This is a genomic window from Brooklawnia sp., assembly GCF_049651565.1.
Taxonomy (GTDB): domain Bacteria; phylum Actinomycetota; class Actinomycetes; order Propionibacteriales; family Propionibacteriaceae; genus Brooklawnia.
In genome coordinates this window covers 1-19,923 of the sequence record NZ_JBASCI010000060.1, presented here as the reverse complement: position 1 = coordinate 19,923, position 19,923 = coordinate 1, and the positions used below count along the sequence as shown (strand labels likewise).

18 protein-coding genes, 1 tRNA gene and 1 pseudogene are annotated in these 19,923 nt (G+C 67.6%); 5 read left to right on the top strand and 15 right to left on the bottom strand.

Annotated features, from left to right (window positions below; genetic code table 11):
• From WBL05_RS02970 to lysA, 4 genes are all read right to left on the bottom strand, one after another.
• Window positions 1-260: Rho termination factor N-terminal domain-containing protein (locus WBL05_RS02970; protein ID WP_424223631.1), on the bottom strand; the 260-nt coding region annotated here is incomplete at its 3' end.
• A gap of 224 nt (window positions 261-484) precedes the next feature.
• Entirely contained in the window at window positions 485-1,102 is a 618-nt protein-coding gene (thrH, locus tag WBL05_RS02965; RefSeq protein ID WP_424223630.1) for a bifunctional phosphoserine phosphatase/homoserine phosphotransferase ThrH, read from the bottom strand.
• Window positions 1,103-2,419: a homoserine dehydrogenase gene (locus WBL05_RS02960; protein WP_424223629.1), complete on the bottom strand. Its 1,317-nt coding sequence runs from the start codon at window positions 2,417-2,419 to the stop codon at window positions 1,103-1,105.
• Between the two features lie 9 nt (window positions 2,420-2,428).
• Window positions 2,429-3,832: a diaminopimelate decarboxylase gene (lysA, locus tag WBL05_RS02955; RefSeq protein ID WP_424223628.1), complete on the bottom strand. Its 1,404-nt coding sequence runs from the start codon at window positions 3,830-3,832 to the stop codon at window positions 2,429-2,431.
• A gap of 313 nt (window positions 3,833-4,145) precedes the next feature.
• On the opposite strand from lysA, the gene WBL05_RS02950 reads away from it, so the two are divergent.
• Window positions 4,146-4,217, top strand: a tRNA-Arg gene (locus tag WBL05_RS02950).
• 509 nt (window positions 4,218-4,726) lie between these two features.
• Here WBL05_RS02950 and WBL05_RS02945 read toward each other — a convergent pair.
• The 6 genes from WBL05_RS02945 to WBL05_RS02920 all read right to left on the bottom strand — a co-directional run bounded on the left by WBL05_RS02945 (window position 4,727) and on the right by WBL05_RS02920 (window position 10,073).
• On the bottom strand, window positions 4,727-5,893 hold the full coding sequence (locus WBL05_RS02945; protein ID WP_424223627.1) for a tyrosine-type recombinase/integrase: 1,167 nt from the start codon (window positions 5,891-5,893) through the stop codon (window positions 4,727-4,729).
• A gap of 6 nt (window positions 5,894-5,899) precedes the next feature.
• Window positions 5,900-6,121 carry an excisionase family DNA-binding protein gene (locus tag WBL05_RS02940; RefSeq protein WP_424223626.1) on the bottom strand — a complete coding sequence of 74 codons (222 nt, stop codon included), beginning with the start codon at window positions 6,119-6,121 and terminating at the stop codon, window positions 5,900-5,902.
• A gap of 460 nt (window positions 6,122-6,581) precedes the next feature.
• Window positions 6,582-7,154, bottom strand: coding sequence for a recombinase family protein (locus WBL05_RS02935; protein WP_424223625.1), 573 nt, complete (start codon window positions 7,152-7,154; stop codon window positions 6,582-6,584).
• Window positions 7,155-7,263: 109 nt separating this feature from the next.
• Window positions 7,264-8,082 carry an AAA family ATPase gene (locus WBL05_RS02930; protein WP_424223624.1) on the bottom strand — a complete coding sequence of 273 codons (819 nt, stop codon included), beginning with the start codon at window positions 8,080-8,082 and terminating at the stop codon, window positions 7,264-7,266.
• The gene (locus tag WBL05_RS02925) at window positions 8,079-9,473 is read right to left on the bottom strand and encodes a Mu transposase C-terminal domain-containing protein (RefSeq protein ID WP_102508264.1); all 1,395 of its coding nucleotides are present in this window, start codon (window positions 9,471-9,473) and stop codon (window positions 8,079-8,081) included. The genes WBL05_RS02930 and WBL05_RS02925 overlap by 4 nt, the downstream gene beginning before the upstream one ends.
• Before the next feature lie 3 nt (window positions 9,474-9,476).
• A complete protein-coding gene (locus WBL05_RS02920) occupies window positions 9,477-10,073 on the bottom strand; it encodes a recombinase family protein (RefSeq protein ID WP_102508262.1) in 597 nt (198 codons plus the stop codon).
• Window positions 10,074-10,513: 440 nt separating this feature from the next.
• Between WBL05_RS02920 and WBL05_RS02915 the strand changes: the two genes are divergently transcribed.
• Window positions 10,514-11,278 carry a hypothetical protein gene (locus tag WBL05_RS02915; protein WP_424223623.1) on the top strand — a complete coding sequence of 255 codons (765 nt, stop codon included), beginning with the start codon at window positions 10,514-10,516 and terminating at the stop codon, window positions 11,276-11,278.
• 77 nt (window positions 11,279-11,355) lie between these two features.
• On the opposite strand, the gene WBL05_RS02910 is transcribed toward WBL05_RS02915, so the two are convergent.
• The gene (locus tag WBL05_RS02910; RefSeq protein WP_424223622.1) at window positions 11,356-11,994 is read right to left on the bottom strand and encodes a hypothetical protein; all 639 of its coding nucleotides are present in this window, start codon (window positions 11,992-11,994) and stop codon (window positions 11,356-11,358) included.
• A 129-nt stretch (window positions 11,995-12,123) separates the two neighbouring features.
• On the opposite strand from WBL05_RS02910, the pseudogene WBL05_RS02905 reads away from it, so the two are divergent.
• Window positions 12,124-12,645: pseudogene (locus WBL05_RS02905) on the top strand (NAD(P)/FAD-dependent oxidoreductase); the annotation flags it as partial.
• A 116-nt stretch (window positions 12,646-12,761) separates the two neighbouring features.
• Here the strand turns inward: WBL05_RS02905 and merA are convergent.
• Window positions 12,762-14,210: a mercury(II) reductase gene (merA, locus tag WBL05_RS02900; RefSeq protein WP_424223621.1), complete on the bottom strand. Its 1,449-nt coding sequence runs from the start codon at window positions 14,208-14,210 to the stop codon at window positions 12,762-12,764.
• A 69-nt stretch (window positions 14,211-14,279) separates the two neighbouring features.
• Between merA and WBL05_RS02895 the strand changes: the two genes are divergently transcribed.
• Complete coding sequence (locus tag WBL05_RS02895; RefSeq protein WP_424223620.1) at window positions 14,280-14,669, top strand: heavy metal-responsive transcriptional regulator; 390 nt, start codon at window positions 14,280-14,282, stop codon at window positions 14,667-14,669.
• A gap of 151 nt (window positions 14,670-14,820) precedes the next feature.
• Window positions 14,821-15,669 (top strand): arsenic resistance protein, encoded by an 849-nt coding sequence (locus tag WBL05_RS02890; RefSeq protein ID WP_424223619.1) that lies wholly within the window; start codon window positions 14,821-14,823, stop codon window positions 15,667-15,669.
• 100 nt (window positions 15,670-15,769) lie between these two features.
• On the opposite strand, the gene WBL05_RS02885 is transcribed toward WBL05_RS02890, so the two are convergent.
• From WBL05_RS02885 to WBL05_RS02875, 3 genes are all read right to left on the bottom strand, one after another.
• A complete protein-coding gene (locus tag WBL05_RS02885; RefSeq protein WP_424223618.1) occupies window positions 15,770-17,668 on the bottom strand; it encodes a heavy metal translocating P-type ATPase in 1,899 nt (632 codons plus the stop codon).
• Entirely contained in the window at window positions 17,665-18,024 is a 360-nt protein-coding gene (cmtR, locus tag WBL05_RS02880) for a Cd(II)/Pb(II)-sensing metalloregulatory transcriptional regulator CmtR (protein WP_324653754.1), read from the bottom strand. Before cmtR ends, WBL05_RS02885 begins: the two co-directional genes overlap by 4 nt.
• 778 nt (window positions 18,025-18,802) lie before the next feature.
• A complete protein-coding gene (locus WBL05_RS02875) occupies window positions 18,803-19,741 on the bottom strand; it encodes a hypothetical protein (RefSeq protein ID WP_424223617.1) in 939 nt (312 codons plus the stop codon).
• Between the last annotated feature and the right edge of the window lie 182 nt (window positions 19,742-19,923).

Sequence of the window (19,923 nt, the reverse complement as noted above, 5' to 3'; positions counted from 1 at the left end):
GCGTCCTGCTTGGGCCCGGCGTCCTGACCGGTCGCTGCACCGGCCGCCAGTGGGGCGGCTTGCGCGGCCGGCAACTGCTCGACCTGGATCGTTGCGGGCGCGGGACGCTGCGCCCCGGACTGGGCCGAGTTGATCGCCTGGATCAGGTCGGCCTTGCGCATCGCGCCGGCACCCTTGATGCCCATGCCCGAGGCCAGCTTCTTCAACTCGGGCAGGAGCATGGACGAGAGCCCTTGCGGGCTCGATGGAGTTTCGCTCACGAAAGTCCTTTCACCACTTGCAAAACGCAGGGTATTTGGTGTGCTCGTCCCGAAAGTGGTACTTGCTCAGCCGTGGAAGGTTGGCGTCCAATACCAGGACGCATGGGTCTGACCTGTCAGGCCCATGCCGACGACAGACCGCCGGGCTGGAGCAAGCCTAGCAAACGCCGGGGCGAATCCACGACCGGCAGGCCAGGCAGTTACGGCGAGTTGCCGTAACGGGGTCAGTTGTTGGCCAGCCGCTGGCTGGCGCGGGTGAACTCTGTCCGCAGCTCGTCGTAGTTGCGGGTGACCGGGAACTGCGGGAACTCGTCGACGACGCGCTGCGGGGGGTTGAACAGGATGCCCTGCTCGGCCTGACCGAGCATCGAGGTGTCGTTGTAGGAGTCGCCGGCAGCGATGCACGCGAAGTTCAGGCTCTGGAACGCGATGATGGAGTGCCGCTTCTGGTCGGCCATTCGCAGCCGGTAGCCGGTGATCGTGCCGTCGTCGGCGACCAGCAGGTGGTGGCAGAACAGGGTGGGCCGGCCGAGCTGGGCCATCAACGGGTCGGCGAACTGGTAGAAGGTGTCGGACAGGATGATGACCTGGTAGCGCTCGCGCAACCAGTCGACGAACTCCGGCGCGCCGTCCAGTGGCCGCAGGGTCGCGATCACGGCCTGGATGTCGGGCAGCTTGAGGCCGTGCTGGTCGAGCACCCGGAGCCGATGCTCCATCAACTCGTCGTAGTCGGAGATGTCGCGGGTAGTCAGCCGCAACTCGGCAATCCCGGTGGTCTGCGCTACAGCGATCCACACCTCGGGGACCAGCACGCCCTCCAGGTCGAGGCAGGCCAGCTCCATCTAGATTCCCTCCACCCTTATGAACCGGACGTCGCTGCGCACCTGCGGGGCCGCCTTCAGGGCGGCAACACAGTCGAGCAGGTCGTCCTCGCCGGCAACGTGCGTCATCATCCTCAGTTCAGCGACGTCACGGGCGACCGAACCGGCTTCATCGACCGGCATCTGCTGCACAGTCTGCACCGAGATGTGGTGGTTGGCGAAGATGCTGGCCACGGCGGCCAGCACGCCCGGCTCGTCGGTGACCCGGAAGCGCAGGAAGTAACGCGTCCGAAGGGCCCCGATCGGAGCCACCTCGCGGTCGGCGTACACCGATTGACGAGGACCCACGACCCCCCGGGCCCGGTTGCGGGCCACAGTGACCAGGTCGCCGACGACCGCGCTGGCAGTCGGGGCGCCACCGGCACCCGGCCCGACGAACATCAGTCGGCCGGCTGCGGCGGCCTCTACGAAGATCGCGTTGTAGGCGCCGCCGACACTGGCCAGCGGATGGCTGTTGGGCACCATCGTCGGGTGGACGCGCACGCTGATCCGGCCGTCGTCGAGGGTGTTGGCGACCGCCAGCAGCTTGACCACGCAGTCGAGATCACGGGCCGCTCGGATGTCGCCGGGCATGACTCGCGAGATGCCCTCGCAGTAGACGGCGCTGTCGCTCACCCAGGTGTGGAATGCGATGCTGGCCAGCAGCACGGCCTTGGCGGCGGCGTCGTGTCCCTCGACATCGGCGGTCGGGTCGGCTTCGGCGTAGCCGAGGTCCTGGGCCTGCACCAGAGCGGTCTGGTAGTCCATCCCCTCGGTGGTCATCTTGTCCAGGATGTAGTTGGTGGTGCCGTTGACGATGCCCATCACGACCTGGATGGAGTCGCCGACCAGCGACTCGCGCAGCGGCCGGATGATCGGGATGGCGCCGGCCACCGCGGCCTCGTAGTAAAGGTCGACACCGGCCCGCTCGGCGGCGGGGAAGATGGATTCACCCTGGCTGGCCAGCAGGGCCTTGTTGGCGGTGACCACCGAGGCGCCGTGGTCGATGGCCAGCCTGATCAGCCGACCGGCGTCGGTCTCGCCGCCGATCAGCTCGATGACGATGTCGATGTCGCCGCGACTCACCAGGGCGTCCGCATCGGTGGTCAACAGCGACTGCAGCTTCACGGGGCGCGGCCGATCGAGGCTGCGCACCGCGATCCCGACGAGTTCGAGGGGACGTCCGATTCGCGCGGTGAGATCGGCCCCCTGCTCGATGATCAGTCGGGCCACCTGGGTACCCACCACACCGCAGCCCAGCAGGGCCACCTTCAACGGTTGCTCGTCGATCTGCGTCATTTCCATTCCTCACTCCCCCACGTCAAGCGCGAGCAGGTCGTCCAGCGTCTCGCGCCGCAGCAGGGTGGTCAATTCCCCGTCTCGCACCGCGACCACCGGAGGGCGTGGCGTGTGGTTGTAGTTGCTGGCCATCGCGCGGCTGTATGCCCCGGCACCGGGGACGGCGATCAGGTCGCCGGGTCGGGTGTCCGCGGGCAGGAAGACGTCATGCACCAGGATGTCACCGCCCTCACAGTGCTTGCCGACGATTCGGCTCAGCACCGGGGGTGCGGCCGAGTTGCGGTTGGCCAGGTTCGCCGAGTACTGGGCAGCATACAGAGCAGGACGGATGTTGTCGCTCATGCCTCCGTCCACGCTGACGTAGTTGCGCTGGCTGCCGTCCTCGAGGTCGACCGGCTTGACCGTGCCCACTGTGTAGACCGCCATCGTGCTCGGGCCGACGATGGCCCGGCCCGGTTCGATCGCCAGCCGCGGCAGCGGCATCTGGTGGGCGCGGGCCTCCAGGGTGGTGATGTCGCGCAGGTTGCGGGACAGTTCGTCAGGGGTGAGCGGGTTGTCGGCGTTGGTGTACGCGATGCCGAAGCCGCCACCCAGGTTGAGTTCTGGCAACTGGACGCCGGTCGCCTCGGCGAACTGCGCGAGCAGCTTCATGGTTCGGCGGGCCGCGACCTCGAACCCGCCGGTGTCGAAGATCTGCGATCCGATATGGCTGTGCAGGCCGAGCAGCGTCATCGACGGGCTGTAATGGCAACGCACCATGGCGACCATGGCCTGGTTGTTGGTGATCGAGAAGCCGAACTTCTGGTCCTCGTGGGCGGTGGCGATGTACTGGTGGGTGTGCGCCTCGACTCCGGGGGTGACCCGCACCATGACCCGGGCGTGCCAGTCGTTGTCGCGGCACAGCTGCTCGATGCGTTCGATCTCGTCGAGTGAGTCGACGATGATGTGGCCGACCCCGGCCTTCAGGGCGTCGGCCAGCTCGGTGACGCTCTTGTTGTTGCCATGAATGCCGATCTTCACCGGATCGAAGCCGGCGCGCAGCGCGGTGGTGAGTTCGCCGCCGGAGCAGACGTCCAGCGACAAACGCTCCTCGGCGATCCAGCGTGCCACGGTGCGGGTCAGGAACGCCTTGCCGGCGTAGTAGACGTCCCAACCGGCGAAGGCGGTGGCGAAGTCCCGGGCCCGGCGGCGAAAGTCCGCCTCATCCATCAGGTAGAGCGGAGAGCCGAGTTGCTCGACGGCATCGGTGACCGGGATGCCGGCCACCTCGATGACGCCGTCGGAGTTACGTTTGGTGGTGTGGCTCCAAAGCCGTTTGTCGAGCGCGTTGGCGTCGTCCGGACGCTTCAGCCATTGCGGACTCGGCTGGAAGGCGTCGGCATGGATCGCCCCGGCAACGTGCATGTGGGTCACGGTGTGCCATTCTCCCAGACCCGGCAACGGCGGGCCAATCAGCGTCCGCGCGGGGGTCGGCGTCAGTGCGATCCTTGGACCCGCCACTGCCTTGACGCAAGGGGGTTGATGGTGCACGCGCAACACCTTCGGGGCGAGCACTCATCGGCCCGGGGGCGCGATACTGCACGCGTACACCCCTGGGGCGTGCACTTTGCGGCCGGGACACACGATGCTGCTCGGCGCAGGACGCACCCTGGGTCTCGCCGGTTTTCACGCTGGGCCGGCCGAGTGCTAGCCTGAACCCTGCCCGCAAGGCCGGAACCCGGTCATTGCCCCCGTAGCTCAGGGGATAGAGCACCGCCCTCCGGAGGCGGGAGCAGAGGTTCGAATCCTCTCGGGGGCGCCCTTCCACACCCCGGTCCGACAAGGCGAAATACCTAGTCAGGCCGGGGTTCGTTGGTTCATGGCAGGGGTCAAGGATGGTCACAGATTCCCCAAAATGGCCCCTCATTCCCCAAAAGATTCCCCAAAGTCTGGGGGGGACTGCGTGACGATCAAGCAGCCAGTGAGCCACTGGTTGGTCGTGCAGCGCTGTAGCGATGCCCGGGCACGGAGACGGCCGAAGCGTCAGTATGAGTGCAGCGGGTCCGTCTGCTCCCAGATCGGCCTTCAAGGTCTCGGCAGCCCTCCAGGGCACAGCAGACCGACCGTCAGCCAGGGAATGAGCGGCGCGTCCCACTTGGGAGCAAGGTGCTTTCAAGATGGCTGAGGCTGCGGCCCCCGCTGCCTCCACACGAGGTGAGCTTCGGGGCGAGAGCCGAGTGGTCCCTGCGGGCAGATGGCTGCCGCTGGCGCAGTGTCCGTTCTTGCCGCCTTCACGGGACCGAAAGACCGGCGCTGAAGTGTCTGGGTTCAAACCCCGCGCAAGTCGTCCAGGGCGTCGTTCATGCGGTTGGCGATGTCCTTCATGCGCTGCTCGCCGGCGGCTTGGTAGATCATCGCCACCTCGGCAGTGGTGTGGCCGAGCATCACCATGATCTCCTTCACGGTGGCTCCCTGCTGGGCGGCCAGGGTAGCCGCAGTCTTCCTCAGGTCATGAACACGCAAGGTCGGCCGCCCGATCGCGTCCCGGCCCTTCAGGTGCGCGGACCGGAGCACGTCGGCGTGCAGCGGACTGGCATCGTCCCGGGCGGTGAACAGCAGACCGTCCCGGGCACCCTTCCTGCCCTTGACATAGGCAGCCAGGCCCTCGCGGAGCAGTTCGGGGGCGTAGACCGTGCGGACCCCAGCCTTGGTCTTCGGTTTGCCCAGCAGGTACTCGCCCTGAATCCGAGTAACCGCCTGCCGCACCGAGATCCGCCCGGTGACGGGGTCGACGTCCCGGACCCGCAGCCCGCGGACCTCGCCGGAGCGCAGACCGCAGAACGCGGCCAGCATCAACGGCACGCGGTACTGTTCCGGCACTGCCTTGAGGTAGTCCCGCAACTCGTCCGCCGACAGCGCCTCGGCCTCATGCTTGGGCGCCGGTTTGCCCTTCGCACCAGGTACCCGGCACGGATTGGCGTCGATGATCCGGGCCTCGACCGCCTCGTTCATCACCGAGTTCAAGAACAGGTACGCGTTCGCGGTCTGGGTCGGATGCCCCTTCGCCATCGACGCCTTGTGCCAGGCATTGACGTCGCCCTCGGTGATCTCGTCCACCCGCTTGTCCCCGAACGCCGGCAGCAACTCCAACCGCAGCTGCTTGCGATAGTTGTCCGCCGTTGATGCCCGCAACGGCTTCACCGGCCGGTTCATCCGATTGACGATGCAACTCTCCGCGAAATCCGCGAACAGGGCCGGAGTGGCCTTCTTCGTCGACTTGCGGCTGGCCTTCTCCGCCGCCCACAGGCCCAGGTGGACTTCGGCCTGGACGTTGTTGAGCCAGGCTTCGGCCTCACCGTAACTGGCGAACGTGGGAGCCGAGTAGCGTCTCCCGTCCGGACCCATATACCGGGCTCGATAGCGAACAGGACGACCCGGCACCCTCGACTCGATCTCCTGGATCTCGCCGAACTGACGCTTTCGGCGCCGCGCCATCGCCGATCACCTGTCCCGCCAGGAGTGGACCCGCGCGAATGCCTCGTCCACCTGGATAGGGTCCAAGCGGATGATCCGCCCCATCCGGTAGGCACGTAGAACGCCGTCCTGGATCCGGCGACGAATGGTCTTCTCGCTCACGCCCGTGCGTCGGGCCGCGTCCTGGATGGACTCGTACTGGCGAGGCACCCGATCGAGGGTGGCCAGCTGGGTTCTCCTCACTGCCATTACCGCTGCACCTCCGATCGGGGCGCGATGTGAATCGGGTAGAAACCGGTCAGGACGACTGGGGTTTCCCCTGAGGTCGACCAGCGGCTGTTGTTGCGCTCGGCCGGCTGCGGACGATTTACGTAGGCCGGTCGACGCTCCGACCTGACAGACCGCAGATTGTCCTGCGTGCCCCGGCGATGTGTTCCCTTGGTTGGCGGACGATGGTTCATCGTTCACCTTTCGGTAGTAGCGATGCCACCGGCTTCACTGTTTGCGGGAGATGATGCGGTGACACCATCACAAGCCATGGCACGCGTCTCGCTGCTCGCCTCAGTCAACAAAGCTCAAGGGTGGGCACCCTGACCGAAAGTAGCGAGCGCTCCGCGTTGCGTCGCCTACGTGCAGGTCCGCTTACGTCCAGTTCTGGTTCAGGACAACACCCGTGGTCGACTGGCGATCGGGCGCCGCCGCCTCTCACTCATTGCTCCGAGAGCGCGCGGTACAACGTGGACCGATTCACCCCAAACCGGGTAGCCACGATGGTCTTCGGGGTCCCGTTCGCAATCAGGGTTCGCGCTTCGTCGACCTGGGCAGGGGTCAGCGCCTTGTCACGGCCCCGGTACTTTCCAGCCGCCTTGGCGATCCGGATTCCCTCGGCCTGCCGTTCCCGGATGAGGTTTCGTTCGAACTCGGCGAAAGCACACAGTACTTGGAGCATAAGCCGGCTCAGCGAATCGGTGGTTGCGGCCGAGTAGGTCTGATTCTCCTTCACAAAGTGGACGCTGGCCCCCTTCGCCAGCACCTCGTCGACGATCTGCTGCAGATCGACCAACGAGCGAGCCAACCGGTCCATCGATGCGACCCGCAGGACATCGCCGTCGCGTAGATACGCCAAGCAGTCCGCAAGTCCTTGCCGAGCGCTCCGCGAGCCTCCGCTGACCTTGTCCTGAAACAGCCGGTCAACCTCACCGATGCTCTCGAGCTGACGGGCGAGATTCTGGTCAGCGGTGGAGACCCGAACGTATCCGACGGTCTGGCCGTGTTGCGCCATGTTTAGACCCTCCGACAGAAGTGCTGCTCTGACGTTGGTAGGACTCTACTGCGACGTGTGGCTTGCGGCGATAAATGGCGGGGTTCTGTAGGTGCTGTGTGGCGGCCTGTCAGCTGGCGCCGATGACCAGGGTGCTGGCGGCGGCTTCGATGACGTCGTTGGTGATGGTGTGGAGTTCGTTGATCTTCAGGACACGTTCGATCTGGGGGAAGAGTCGTTCCAGGAGCCGGAAGTTCCCGCGGGTGATGCGGGCGATGGCGGCGATGGCCTGGGCGTCGGTGAAGTCCTCGGGATCGAGGGTCTTGCCGAGGGCGCGCCAATGGCGTTGCAGGACGAAGAGCAGTTCGTCCTTGCCCAGGGGTCGGTACTGGTGGGCGAAGCCGACGCGGCTGTAGAACTGGGGGTAGTGGCTGAACTGCTTCTCCAGACCGGGCATGCCGATCAGGATGAGGGCGATGTTGTCACGGTCGTAGCGGTCGCGCAGCAGTTCCAGTGCGGTGGGCCGTAGGCGTTCGGACTCATCGACGATGATCAACTCCACGTAGTTCCTGCTGTGGCGCCACCCGCGCGTCTCTGGCGTGACCTGTCCGGCCGGCGCGAGGTGCTGCTCGATGCACATGTTGGTGCGGGTGATGACTTGGTCCAGCTCGTCCTTCAAGGCCCGTGGGGTGGTCAGCACGCTGGGGGTGTAGAGCACGGTGCGGCTCTGGGCCAGCGCGGCGTAGACCTTCGCGTCACTGTCGGAGCGCGGTCCCCAGTAGGTCAGCAGGTCTTGGGCCTTGTCCCAGCGTGCGTAGCGGCGCGCGGAGAGCGTCTTGCCCACGCCGGCTGGCCCGAAGCACAGGCCGATGGTGTGCCCGCGGCGCACGGCGTCGGCGAACTCGGTGAAGCGGCGGTGTTCTTTGGTCACGATGAAGCGCTGACTCACCTCAGGTCCTCTCTGTAGACCTTCAACTTCCGCCGCGGCGCCGGCGACGACGCCTCGGTCACTGGTTCGGTGGTGTGCGTGGCCACGACGGCGATCCGCTCGTTGATGCCCTGCCGCAGAGCCCGGCGGCGGGCGTTGCGGGCGGCCTGGACCTCCTTGAGGCTGACCTTCTGGTCGTGGTGGTCCTGGTTGATGGCCTTACAGACGAACGCCTCGTGATCGAACACGCGAATCTCCGTGATGTCCCTGGGGTCGTAGCGGATCACCACCGACCGGCCGACATAGCCGGCCAGGGTTGGGGAGATGTAGCGCAGGCCCTGGAAGTGGATGCCATCGCGGCGCACCACCCTGGTCCGGGCGACGGTGAGCAGCAGCCCGTCGAGGTCCTCCAAGCTCTCGGGCATCCGCGGCAACCAGCCCTCCGCGATCCAGGCAGCGCGCGGGGAGATGCCGAGCTCGCTGTGAGTGCGGTCGTTGTAGGTGACGACGAATCCCTCCAGCTCAGCGTCTAGCTCAGCCAGGGACAGCTTCGGCGTTGGCCAGGGGTGGCCCTCGGCGATGTATCCCGGCAGACGAGCCAGAAGTTCGGTGTTCACGGTGCGGAAGAATCTCTCCACCTTGCCGCGTCCCTGAGGACGAGCGACGGCAGAGTGGATGAGCCGGATATGCAGGTCCACGGCTGTGCCGGTGAGCTGGTTGCTGATGAAGTCGGTCCCGTGATCGACGTAGAGCACGTCGGGCAGGCCGCACATCGGCCAGGAGAGGTCGGTCTTGTGCCAGATCGCCTGGCGCAGCGCCAGCGCGGTGTTCATGGCCGAGGGCGCACCGAGGAACACGGTGTACCCGCAGATAGCGCGTGAGCAGTCATCGATGATCGTCGTCAGCCAGGGCCGGGCAGGCTTGCCGTCGGTGCCCACCACGAGGACGTCGAGCAGGGTGTGGTCGGCCTGCCACATCGCGTTGGGCCGCTCGGCCTGTCGGCGCAGCGCGAGTTCGTACTTGTCCCGGTAGGACGTCGGCCCTTCCAGGGCGAGAGTGACCATTCCCGGGTCCAGCGCGCCGACGATCGCCCGTACCACTGCATACGACGGGACCGGCCATCCCTCCTTGTTGCAGATGCCGCTCACTTTGCGGTGGATCGTGACGACGGTTGGCCGAGGCTTGGTCAATGCAAGACCTTCGATCAGCGCCACCAGCTCGGCAGGTAATCGGTGAGTGCCGGCATCAGAGCGTCGCCCTGCGTCCAGGCCGGCGTATCCCGAGGCGCGGTAACGGGCGTGCCAGCGCTCCAGGGTGCGCAGCCCGATTCCGGAGTCCCGGGCGAGAGCGGCGAGCGGGACGTGGTCCTCGACATGGAGTCTGAGGATCTGCCAGCGCCCGGCCGCGTCCATGATCTACACGGCGCTTCTCGACCGTCGTGGCACCGCTTGGGTGCTCTGGCGGTTCAGCGCGCGGTAGATGGTGGTGCGACTGACTCCGAGCACGTCACCGATCTGAGCCACCGTCATCTCGTTCTGCTCATACATCCGCCGAGCCGCCTTAATCTGAGCGGGTGACAGCGACGAGGGCCGCCCGCCGGTGCGGCCCCGCGCCCGGGCGGCCGCAAGCCCGGCGTTGGTGCGCTCACGGATGAGGTCGCGCTCGAACTCCGCCAGCGCCGCGAAGACATGGAACACCAGCCGGCCACCGGAGGAGGTGGTGTCGATCGTCTCCTGCAAGGACCGGAACCCCACGCCGCGCTCGTCGAGGGCACGTAGCTGATCGATGAGATGTCGGATCGAGCGACCCAGGCGGTCCAGCCGCCACACCACCAGCGTGTCGCCCGGTCGCAGCTGATCGAGGACTTTGTCGAACTCGGGCCGATGCTCCAGCGCCCCGGAGACGGTGTCGACGAACACCCGATAGCACCCGGCCGCCTTCAGCGCATCGACCTGGAGCGACGCATCCTGATCGCTGGTCGACACGCGCGCATACCCCAGAAGATGACTCACACTGGCGACCGTACCGAAAGTCGTCGAGCCCCGGAAGTATCGAACCGTAGATTCTGATACTGAGTTCCGCTACAAACGCCGATGGCGAGAAACCACAGAACACCGACCGCCCCGAACTTCAGATCTCGACGCCCGAACCTTGTAGCGGAATCCTTCGTTTACGCGACGACAGGCCGTCTCATATGACGCACCGTTACCGGACAACCTTTTCGGGCGGGTCTTGCGAACACTCGGGCGTGGGTCTCCGCCGATGACCTGCACCGTCTCCGCAACGGGTTCGTCTTACGGGACGTCCGACACCTACCGAGCAGCAAGGCGGTCAAGCACTCCCTACGGACCCCGGAAGCGTGCATCCTCAGACCTATGGACGTTGCGCCTGGTCGTCGTGCCCTATGAGTGACCGGTTGGAGGGCCTGAGTCGCCAAGAGAAGGCGGCGTGCTTGATCGCCGAGAGAGTGCTCGGTGCGGTCGCCACCCCGTGGGACGTCGAAGGCCGGCAGGGCGTGGTCGACGCGACGCTTACCCTGCCCGACGGTCGGCAGGCAGCCTTCGAGGTGACAGCTCTGGCAGCGGCCGGCGCTCTGCAGACAGACGCTCTGCTTGGCCGTGACGACTTCGGTTGGCCCTCTCCCGGCCAGTGGTGGTGGACGGTCCAAGTCGGCTCACCAAGGGATCTGCCGCGTTTGAGGACTTCCTACCGCCGTATCGCGCTCCTGTGCGAGGCCGCGGGTGTCACTCGGCCCGAGCAGTTGTGGCGCCGCCACGAAGATGTCGACCCCGACGTCGTGTGGCTTGTCGAAGAGTCGACCTCGGACATGCGGGGCCACCCGGAAGTGCCCGCGATCGACGGCGCCACGGTTCGCAACACCATGGTCGTTCCAACTGGCCGTGGCGGGGGAGTCGACCGCTCCCTGCGCGGACTCAGGCAGGCCCTGCTCGCGGCATTCGCTGAGCCACCGATGCCGCGTCATTTCGAGAAGCTCGCCCGTGCTGAAGCGGACGAGCGGCACCTATTCGTTCCGGTACACCTCAGCGCCCTGCCCTTTGCTGTCGCTGACGGCCTCTGGTCCGGCGAAAGTCTCCCACCGGAGCCACCGCCGTTACCTCCTTCAATCACACACCTGTGGCTCGCTCCGCAGTTTGGCCGGCGAGTCTTGCTGTCTACTCCGCGTGGCTGGGAAGAGCACCACCCCTATGACACGTGAGAGGCCGTGGCGCAGGTCGATCGCCTGGCGGAACGTGGCTGGCCTCGGCGTCGCGGAGGACTCTGGGGAAGGCTCGTTCAGTCGCCCTCACCCGGGAGTTCGATGTTGCGAGCGATCGGGAGCACCTCAAGGCCGTCTGACCGCATGGCGTCGAGAAGTGCCGCAGCACCGCTGAGGTACAGGGAGTCGTGGTAGAGCGGACAACCCAGCAGGAATGCACCGTCATGCGGCCACACGAAGACGGGCATCCTCGGATCTGTGGTGTCGTTGGTTCGCTCCAGGAGCCAGGAGAGAGGGGCGGTGTGTAGGACGTGGTCCTGCCCCGCTAGTGCCGAGAGAAGTGGTGGGACCTCCTCCGGATTGATGTCGTCTATGTCCCCGGCATAACCGGGCCATAGGAAGAAATAGCAGCGTTCGGGCGTCGAGGTGGCGGACGAAAGGACGTCCACAAGTCGTTCCAACGTGGCCGGGGAGGCGACGGCAAACGGTGCGGTGAGTTCACGCTGGAGCGCTGGATCGAGCCGGCGGACCATGGCCGACCAGCGCAGGTCCGCAGTGAGGGGTACGCCCGCGTGTGCCGCGAGCTCCCGCCAGGTCATCACCGCGCCCGCCGGTCCGTGCGCGGGAAGGAACATGCGTGACGTTGTCTCATGGCTATCGGTGGTGAAGGCGGCGACTTGCGTCTCATCGCTGCTCAGTCCCGTGGGTGTCTTCACCGCCGCAGTCTCTCAGTCCCACCGACGGCCTCCGAGCTTGAGGGCGTCGCGACGGTGCCACGAGACACTCGGCCCTTCCCAGGAGGTGCAGGCAACTGCGGCCGCGGCTGATGCGCGCTCGGTCCCGATGGCGGATCCCCTGCGGAACGCGCCGGCCTCCGCTTCGAGGAGGTGACGGTCGTGCACCGCCGCGACGAGCTGCGCGCCTCCAAGATCATGGCCGACCGGGCCATGTCGAACCCGAAGATCGACTTCGCCTGGAACAGCGAGGTCGCCGCGATCCACGGCACCGACAAGGTCACCGGCATCACCCTGCGCAACACCGTCACCGGCCAGGAGCGCGAGCTGGACGCCACCGGGGTGTTCGTGGCGATCGGGCACGTGCCGCGCACCGACATGCTCGCCGGGCAGGTGGACCTCGACGAGAACGGCTACATCGTCGTCACCGCCCCCTCCACCGCCACCAGCGTCCCCGGCGTCTTCGCCTGCGGCGACGCCGTCGACCACACCTACCGCCAGGCCATCACCGCCGCCGGGACCGGCTGCGCCGCGGCACTGGACGCCGAGCGCTACCTCGCCACCCTCGGCCAGGCCGCCGAACCTGCCACCGACGCCTCCCAGACCCCACAGGGAGCCGTCGTCGCATTCTGACGCGAGACGCGTTGAAACGTCCGATTGAGGAACCCGCCGCGGTCCGCCCGCATGAGCTCATAGTCCCTCTCGAAGCGGAGGCGGCCACGTCCCGGAAGCGGATCCCAATACGGGTTTCACGCTGCGCAGCAGGAGAGTTTGGCGACGTCGGTGGTGAAGGCCTGGGCGGTGAGCTTGAGGCCTTCGGCCATGGTCAGGTAGGGGCTCCAGAGGTTGGCGACCTGGTCGGTGGTCATGCCGGCCTGGAGGATGTAGACGCCGGCGGCGGCGAGGTCGCCGGCGTCCTGGGCCAGGGCGGTGATGCCGATGATGCGGCCGGTGTCGGCGTCGGTGACCATCTTGATGAGCCCGCGGGTGTCGCGGTTGACGATCGCGCGCGGGACGTGCGCGAGGGGTAGGACGCGGCTGTCGCAGCGGATCCCGGCGGCGCGGGCCTGCTGGTCGGTCATCCCGACGGCGGCCAGGGCAGGGCTGGTGAACACGACCCGGGGCAAGTGGCGGTGGTCGACCTCGCGGCGGGCGCCGGTGAGGGCGTTGTCGGCGGCCAGGGTGCCGTGGGCCGCGGCGACGTACACGAACTGCGGGTGGGCGGTGACGTCTCCGGCGGCCCAGATGCGCGCATTGGTGGTGCGCAGGTGATTGTCGACGACCACCGCGCCGTGGTCGCTGGTGCGCACGTCGACGGTGTCGAGGCCGAGGGTGCCGGTGACCGGGCGGCGCCCGGTGGCGACGAGCACCTCGGCCGCCCGCAGTTCCTGTGGGCCGTCTGCGGTGGTGGCGGTGATGGCGACCTCGCCGGTGGCCGGGTCGCGGCGGACCGCGCTGGGCACCGCCCCGCGGATGACCTGGATGTCTTCCTCGGCGAAGATCTCCTCCAGGGCGGTGGCGGCCTCGGGTTCTTCGTGGGAGGCCAGGCGTGAGCGGACCAGCATGGTGACCCGGGCGCCGAGCCGGGCGAAGAGCTGGGCCTGCTCCATGGCGACGAAACCGCCGCCGATGACCAACAGCGACTCCGGAAGCTGGTCCAGTTCCATCGCGGTGGTCGAGGTCAGGTAGCCGACCTCCTGCAGGCCGGGGACCGGCGGCGCCCAGGGCGTGGAGCCGGTAGCGATGAGGTAGTGCTCGGCCCGGATGGTCTCCACCGTGCCGCCAGGGCCGGTGACGCGCAGTGCCGGCTCGGTCGGCGTGCCGACGAACGTGGCATCCCCGGGGAGGAGGTCCCACCCGTACTCAGCGGCCAGGTCCAGGTACTTCTCCCCACGCAGTGACCCGACGAGCTCGTCCTTGCCGGCGACCAGGGCGGACAAGTCCACCGGCCCCACGTCGGGGACCGGCAGGCCGGGAAACCGGGAGGCGTCCAGTGTGACGTGGCGGGCCTCGGCGGCCGAGAGCAGGGCCTTGGACGGCACGCACCCGGTGTTCACGCAGGTACCGCCGACGGTGCCGCGCTCGATCATCACCACCCGCTTGCCCAGGTTGGTGGCCCGGATCGCGGCCGCGAACGCCGCCCCACCGGACCCGATCACCGCCAGGTCATACGACCTGCCCCTAGCCGTTGCCGTCATGAGCTCCTCCTTCATCGTCCTCAGGATTGACCTTCCAGTGCACTGGAAGGTCAAGGCAGAATGAGTGGCATGCGGATCGGTGAGGTGGCCCAGGCGTCAGGCACGACAAGCAAGACCCTGCGGTACTACGAGGAGGTCGGGCTGCTGCTCGCCGCGGGCCGGACCCCGGCGGGGTACCGGGACTACGGCCCCGAGGTGCTCGACCGGCTGGACTTCATCCGCCGGGGGCAAGCCGCCGGGCTGACCCTGGCCCAGATTGGCCAGGTGCTGGACATCCGCGACCGGGGGCAGGCACCCTGCCAGCACGTCACCGACCTGCTCGACACCCGCCTTGAGGTGATCGACCGACAGCTCGCCGAGCTCGCGCAGCTACGCGCCACGATCGTCGCCCTGCGCGAGGACGCCGCCGCCGGCGACCCGGCCACATGCTCCCCCGAGGACGTCTGCCGCTACCTGTGACCCGCGACACTGGCGCTGTGCCGCTGCCCTCCTTGGTCCAAGCGATGGAGCGCCACCAGATCGGGCTGTATTTGCTGGCCATGCTGGTGGAGCGCTCCTGGGCTGGTCGCTGCCCGCTGCCGCCGGACCCCTTGAGCACGCCATTACTCCGGTGCTCGGGCTGTTGCTGTTCGCCACGTTCCTGGGGATCCCGTTCTCGGCGATCGGTCAGGCCGTGCGCGATGCGCGCTTCATGGCCACGATCCTGGTCCTGAACTTCGTCATCGTTCCTGCCGTGGTCTTTGCCCTGTCGCGGTTCGTGGCCGACAGCCCGGTCCTACTGGTGGGCGTGCTGCTGGTGCTGCTGACCCCGTGCATTGACTACGTGATCGTCTTCGCCGGACTCGCCGGCGGCTCCAGTGAGCGTCTGCTGGCTGCCGCGCCGCTCCTCATGGTGGCCCAGATGCTGCTACTGCCGCTCTACCTGCTCCTCTTCGTCGGGCCGGAGCTCGTCTCGGGCATCGAACCAGGCCCGTTCCTCGAAGCGCTCATCGGGCTCATCATCATCCCTCTCGCCCTGGCAGCCGTGACCCAGTGGTGGTCGCGGAAACGGACAGCCGACGCGACCGTAATGACCGCCATGCAGGCGATGATGGTCCCGTTGATGATGGCGACACTGTCTGTGGTGATCGCGTCACAGATCTACGGAGTCGGACAAGAGATCACCGCACTGCTGGCCGTCATCCCCCTCTACGTAGCCTTCTTGGTGGTGATGGTTCCACTCGGCATGGCATGCGCACGAGTCGCACGGCTCGACCCAGGAAGCACCAGGGCAGTGATCTTCAGCGGCGCCACTCGAAACTCGCTGGTGGTACTCCCACTAGCGCTTGCCCTGCCCGCGCCCCTCAGCCTGGTTCCGCTCGTCGTCGTCACCCAGACCATGGTCGAACTCCTCGGCATGGTGATCTACGTCAAGGCCATTCCGCGACTAGTCGCCTCGGAGCCGGTTCCGCGGAACTGATCCAACGGCTGACGCGCCATGCGAGGCGCCCTGAACCCGGCCCTCGGGAAACCGGTGCGATGGGTGCAACCGGCGCAACAGACCTGATGGCCAACAGGTCCTAGACCGTAACGCGACGGCTTCGGGCTGTCCGTAGGCCATTGAGGATGACCAGGACCTCGGCGACCTCATGGATGAGCACGACAGCGGCCAGGCCCAGGACGCCGGTGATGGCCAGGGGTGGCAGCGCGGCGATGATGAGCAGCGACAGGACGATGTTCTGGTTGACGATGCGCCGCCCGCGTCGGGCGTGGGCGATCGCCTGGGGCAGGAGCCGCAGGTCCTGGCCGGTGAAGGCGATGTCGGCGGACTCGATCGCGGCGTCCGAGCCGGTGGCTCCCATCGCGATCCCGACGTCGGCCGCGGCCAGGGCGGGGGCGTCGTTGATTCCGTCGCCGATCATCGCGGTGGGCCGGCGGGCGCCGAGCTCGCCCACGGCGGCGGACTTACCTTCAGGGCGCAGCTCGGCCCGCACGTCACTGATGCCGGCCTGCGCCGCGAGGGCGCGCGCGGTGCGCTCGTTGTCCCCGGTGAGCATCGTGACGCCGATGCCCTGGCCCGTCAGGGTCTTGATGACCTGGGGAACCTCGGGGCGCAGCTCGTCACGCACCCCGATGACCCCGGCGACCGTGCCATCGCGGTGGACGACGACAACGGTCATCCCCTGCGATTCCAGGTCACGGACCCGGTCACTGAGGTCGCGCGGGTCGACCCAGCGGGGGCTGCCGACCCGCACCTCACCGCCGTCGACGGTGCCGTGGATGCCGTGACCGGCTTCCTCGGTAATGCCCTCAGCCGCTCCGGGTGCGGGGGCGGCCTGGGTAATGGCAGCGGCCAGCGGGTGGGTGCTGTGCTGCTCGAGCGCGGCGGCCCAGGCCAGGACCTGCTCCTCGGTCACGTCGGCGGCGGGAACGACGGCGGTGACGGTGGGCTGGTTCCGGGTCAGGGTCCCGGTCTTGTCGAAGGCGACGTGCCCGATATCCCCGAAGCGCTCAAAGATCGCCCCGCTCTTGATGATGACGCCGAACTTGCTGGCCGAGCCGACCGCGGAGACCACGGTGATGGGCACCGCGATCGCCAGCGCACACGGGGAGGCGGCCACAAGCACCACCAGGGCGCGCGTGATCCAGATCTGCGGGTCACCCGCGAGTGAGCCGATGAGCGCGACCAGCACGGCCAGGACCAGGACGCCGGGCACGAGCGGGCGGGCGATACGGTCGGCCAGCCGAGCGCGTTGCCCCTTCTGGGCCTGGGCCTGCTCGACCAGGCTCACGATCGTGGTAAGGGAGTTGTCGGTACCGGGCGCGGTCGCCTCCACCTGCAGGGCACCGGCGGTGTTGATCGCCCCGGCAGACACCCCATCACCCGGGCCGACCTCGACGGGGATCGACTCACCGGTGATCGCCGAGGTGTCCACGCTGCTGTGCCCGGTCCGGACGATCCCGTCGGTGGCGATGCGCTCACCGGCCCTGATCACCATGACCTGCCCCGCGGCCAGGTCACGGGCCGGGACGGTCACGCTCTGACCATCGATGAGCACGGTGGCGCCCTGGGGCATGAGCTTGAGCAGTGCACGCAGCCCGGCACGCGCGCGGTCCATGGCCCGGTCTTCGAGGGCCTCGGCGATGGAGTAGAGGAAGGCCAGGGCCGCGGCCTCCTCCACATGGCCGAGGATGACCGCGCCGGTGGCGCTCATCGTCATGAGGAGTGCGATGCCGAGCTGGCCGGTGGCGAGCTTGCGCAGCGCACCGGGGACGAACGTGGAGGCCCCGAGCAGCAGACCGACCCAGAACAGCACCAGAGCCGCTGTCTCGGCGCCGGACCACTCACAGCCAATCGCGGCGACGAACGCAGCCCCCGAGGCGGTAGGGATCATGACGGCGCGGTCACCCCACCACGGCGCCTCGTGCTCGTCGTCGCTCTCCAGCTGCTCGACGGGCGTGTGGGTGGTCGCGCTCATGCCACGGTCCCGCTCGGGCAGCAGCCGGGCACCGTGCAGGCGGCATCCACGCACGGGGCGTTCTCATCGACGGCCAGCGTCACCTCGACCAGCGCGGTCATCGCCGCCGCGAGGTGCGGGTCGGCGATCTCGTACCGCGTCTGGCGCCCCTCGGGCTCGGCCACGACGATGCCGCAGTCCCGCAGGCAGGTCAGGTGGTTCGACACGTTCGACCGGGTCAGGCCCAGGTCCCGGGCGAGCACCGCCGGGTAGCTCGGGCCCTCGAGGAGCGTCATGAGGATCCGGGAGCGGGTCGGGTCGGCCATCGCCCGGCCCAACCGGTTCATCACGTCCAGCCGCGAAGCAAGAGTCAGCATACGCTGACCATACAGCAGACGCTGACTATAGAGGCGCGCTGCCCAGGACAAGTAGTGGTCGCTGGACGCCTGGCACCACCGGGGTCCAGAGCGCCTCGGTGCGCTGGGCCGCGTCCTTCTGGCACGCGAGCACGGAGCGGTCGGAGGTCTTGAGCGTTGACCGTCCCGTAAGCATCGAACCGGCCGCGGCTCCGTCCGTACGGGCTCGCGCCTTCCTCGAAACGGAGGCCATCCACGTTCCGCAGGGGATCGGTAACCGGAGCTCCGATCCGTGAGAAGGAGAAGCGGTCAGTTCAGGACTTCGTTGGAGGCGGGACGTCGAAGGTGCCGGTAGCCATGGAGGAGACCCTGATGGACGAGCACGCCGATGCCAGCGTTGACTACGGCGAGTGCCGCTGCCCAGATCAGGCCGGCGTGGACGTCAGCGACGCTGGTAGCGATGAGGAGTAAAGGCCATCCAACCGCAGCCGCTGCCAGCGTGATGAGCCACCAACGTCCAAAGATCACACCGAAAAGAATCATCGTCGGGATCATCGCTGCACCCTCCTTCGGCCAATCTACGCGTGCTCCTGGTCCGGGCGCTGTCGTATGGCACTCATTCGGCAGCGGCTACCGCATGCGGATCGGCTTACGGAGCGTCGGCCCGCGCAGCTCCGCCCGCATCAGCCAGATAGGCCGCCACCGAGCATCGACAGAACACCGCCAGTCACCGTCGAAAGTCACAAAAAGCTCGCGAGAGCCAGCCTCTGCCGCGTCTTGTCTTATGACAAGTTGGAAGTCACGGTGCTCGTCGGTTCCGTGTGCGGGTGAGCGGCCGCGAGCTGGTCCTCGTGGGCGGTTCACGTTGGGCCGTCGCTGCGGGATGTCCGACTTGGGCGTTGTGGAATGTTGCGTCTGGCGAGGGACGGCGGGGCTGGGTGAGGATGTGACCTGCCGAGCGGGCGGCGAGTGTGGCTTGCAGGGTGGTTTGGGCTCGGGTTGCGAGGTCTGTGCGGACGATCTCGGGGAGCTGGGTCGGTGTGGTGCCTTCGAGGTTGTTGATGCTGTTCCAGACGTGGAACCAGGACTGGTTATGTGGGTCCTTCTCGTAGGCCTCGGTGGTCAGCTTCGCGATTGTGCTGGCCGGCGCGGTCAGCTGGGGATGGGTGAGTGCTCGTTCGTTGATGAGCGCTACCTCGCAGGTGGCTACCAGGGCGGAGGCGATGGTGGCTTCGTGAGCGGCTGGGTGGCGGGTCAGTTCGGGTTGGCGTAGCGCCTGCTGGAGTCGGGTGGCTGCGGCGACGACGTCGGGTAGTTGCCTGGCGGCCGGGGTGATCATGGCCGCCCAGAGGGTGCGGGAGTCCTCCCAGCCCTGCACGGCCTCGCGGATGGCTGGTAGCAGACGTTCGCGGACGTCGTGGGTGTCGAGTTGGCTTGATTGGGCGCCGTGGACGGCGAGTCGTGCGGTGTTGATGAGCACGCTCCTGGCGGTGTCGGCGTGGATCAGCCGGGTCATCGGGTCGGGAGGTTCGAGGGCGCGGTAGGCGACCTGGAGCCAGCCGTGCAGGGCGCCGGTGACTTCGGCGACCTGGTGGGCGGCCGGCTGCGGGCGGCGTTGGCCGTGCAGGTGGGCGTCGAGCAGTTGCTCGATGCCGCGGACCCGCTGGAGGCTTTGCCAGGTCGTGTCGGTTTCCGGTGTCGGCTCGGGGCCGGTGTGGTGGGCGATACGGGTGGCCACGGCGTGGGTGAGGACATAGCCGACGTGCAGGAGCCCGGTGCGTAGGGCAGCGTCTGGTCAAGTCCGGTGGAGTGGTGTACGAGGGTGATCCCTCGATGAGGGGTTAGGCGGTCAGGGCAGGGACGAGGGTGGTGCTCACCTCCTGGGTCGGTTCTGCCGGCTCGGAGGCCTCGGTGAGGGCG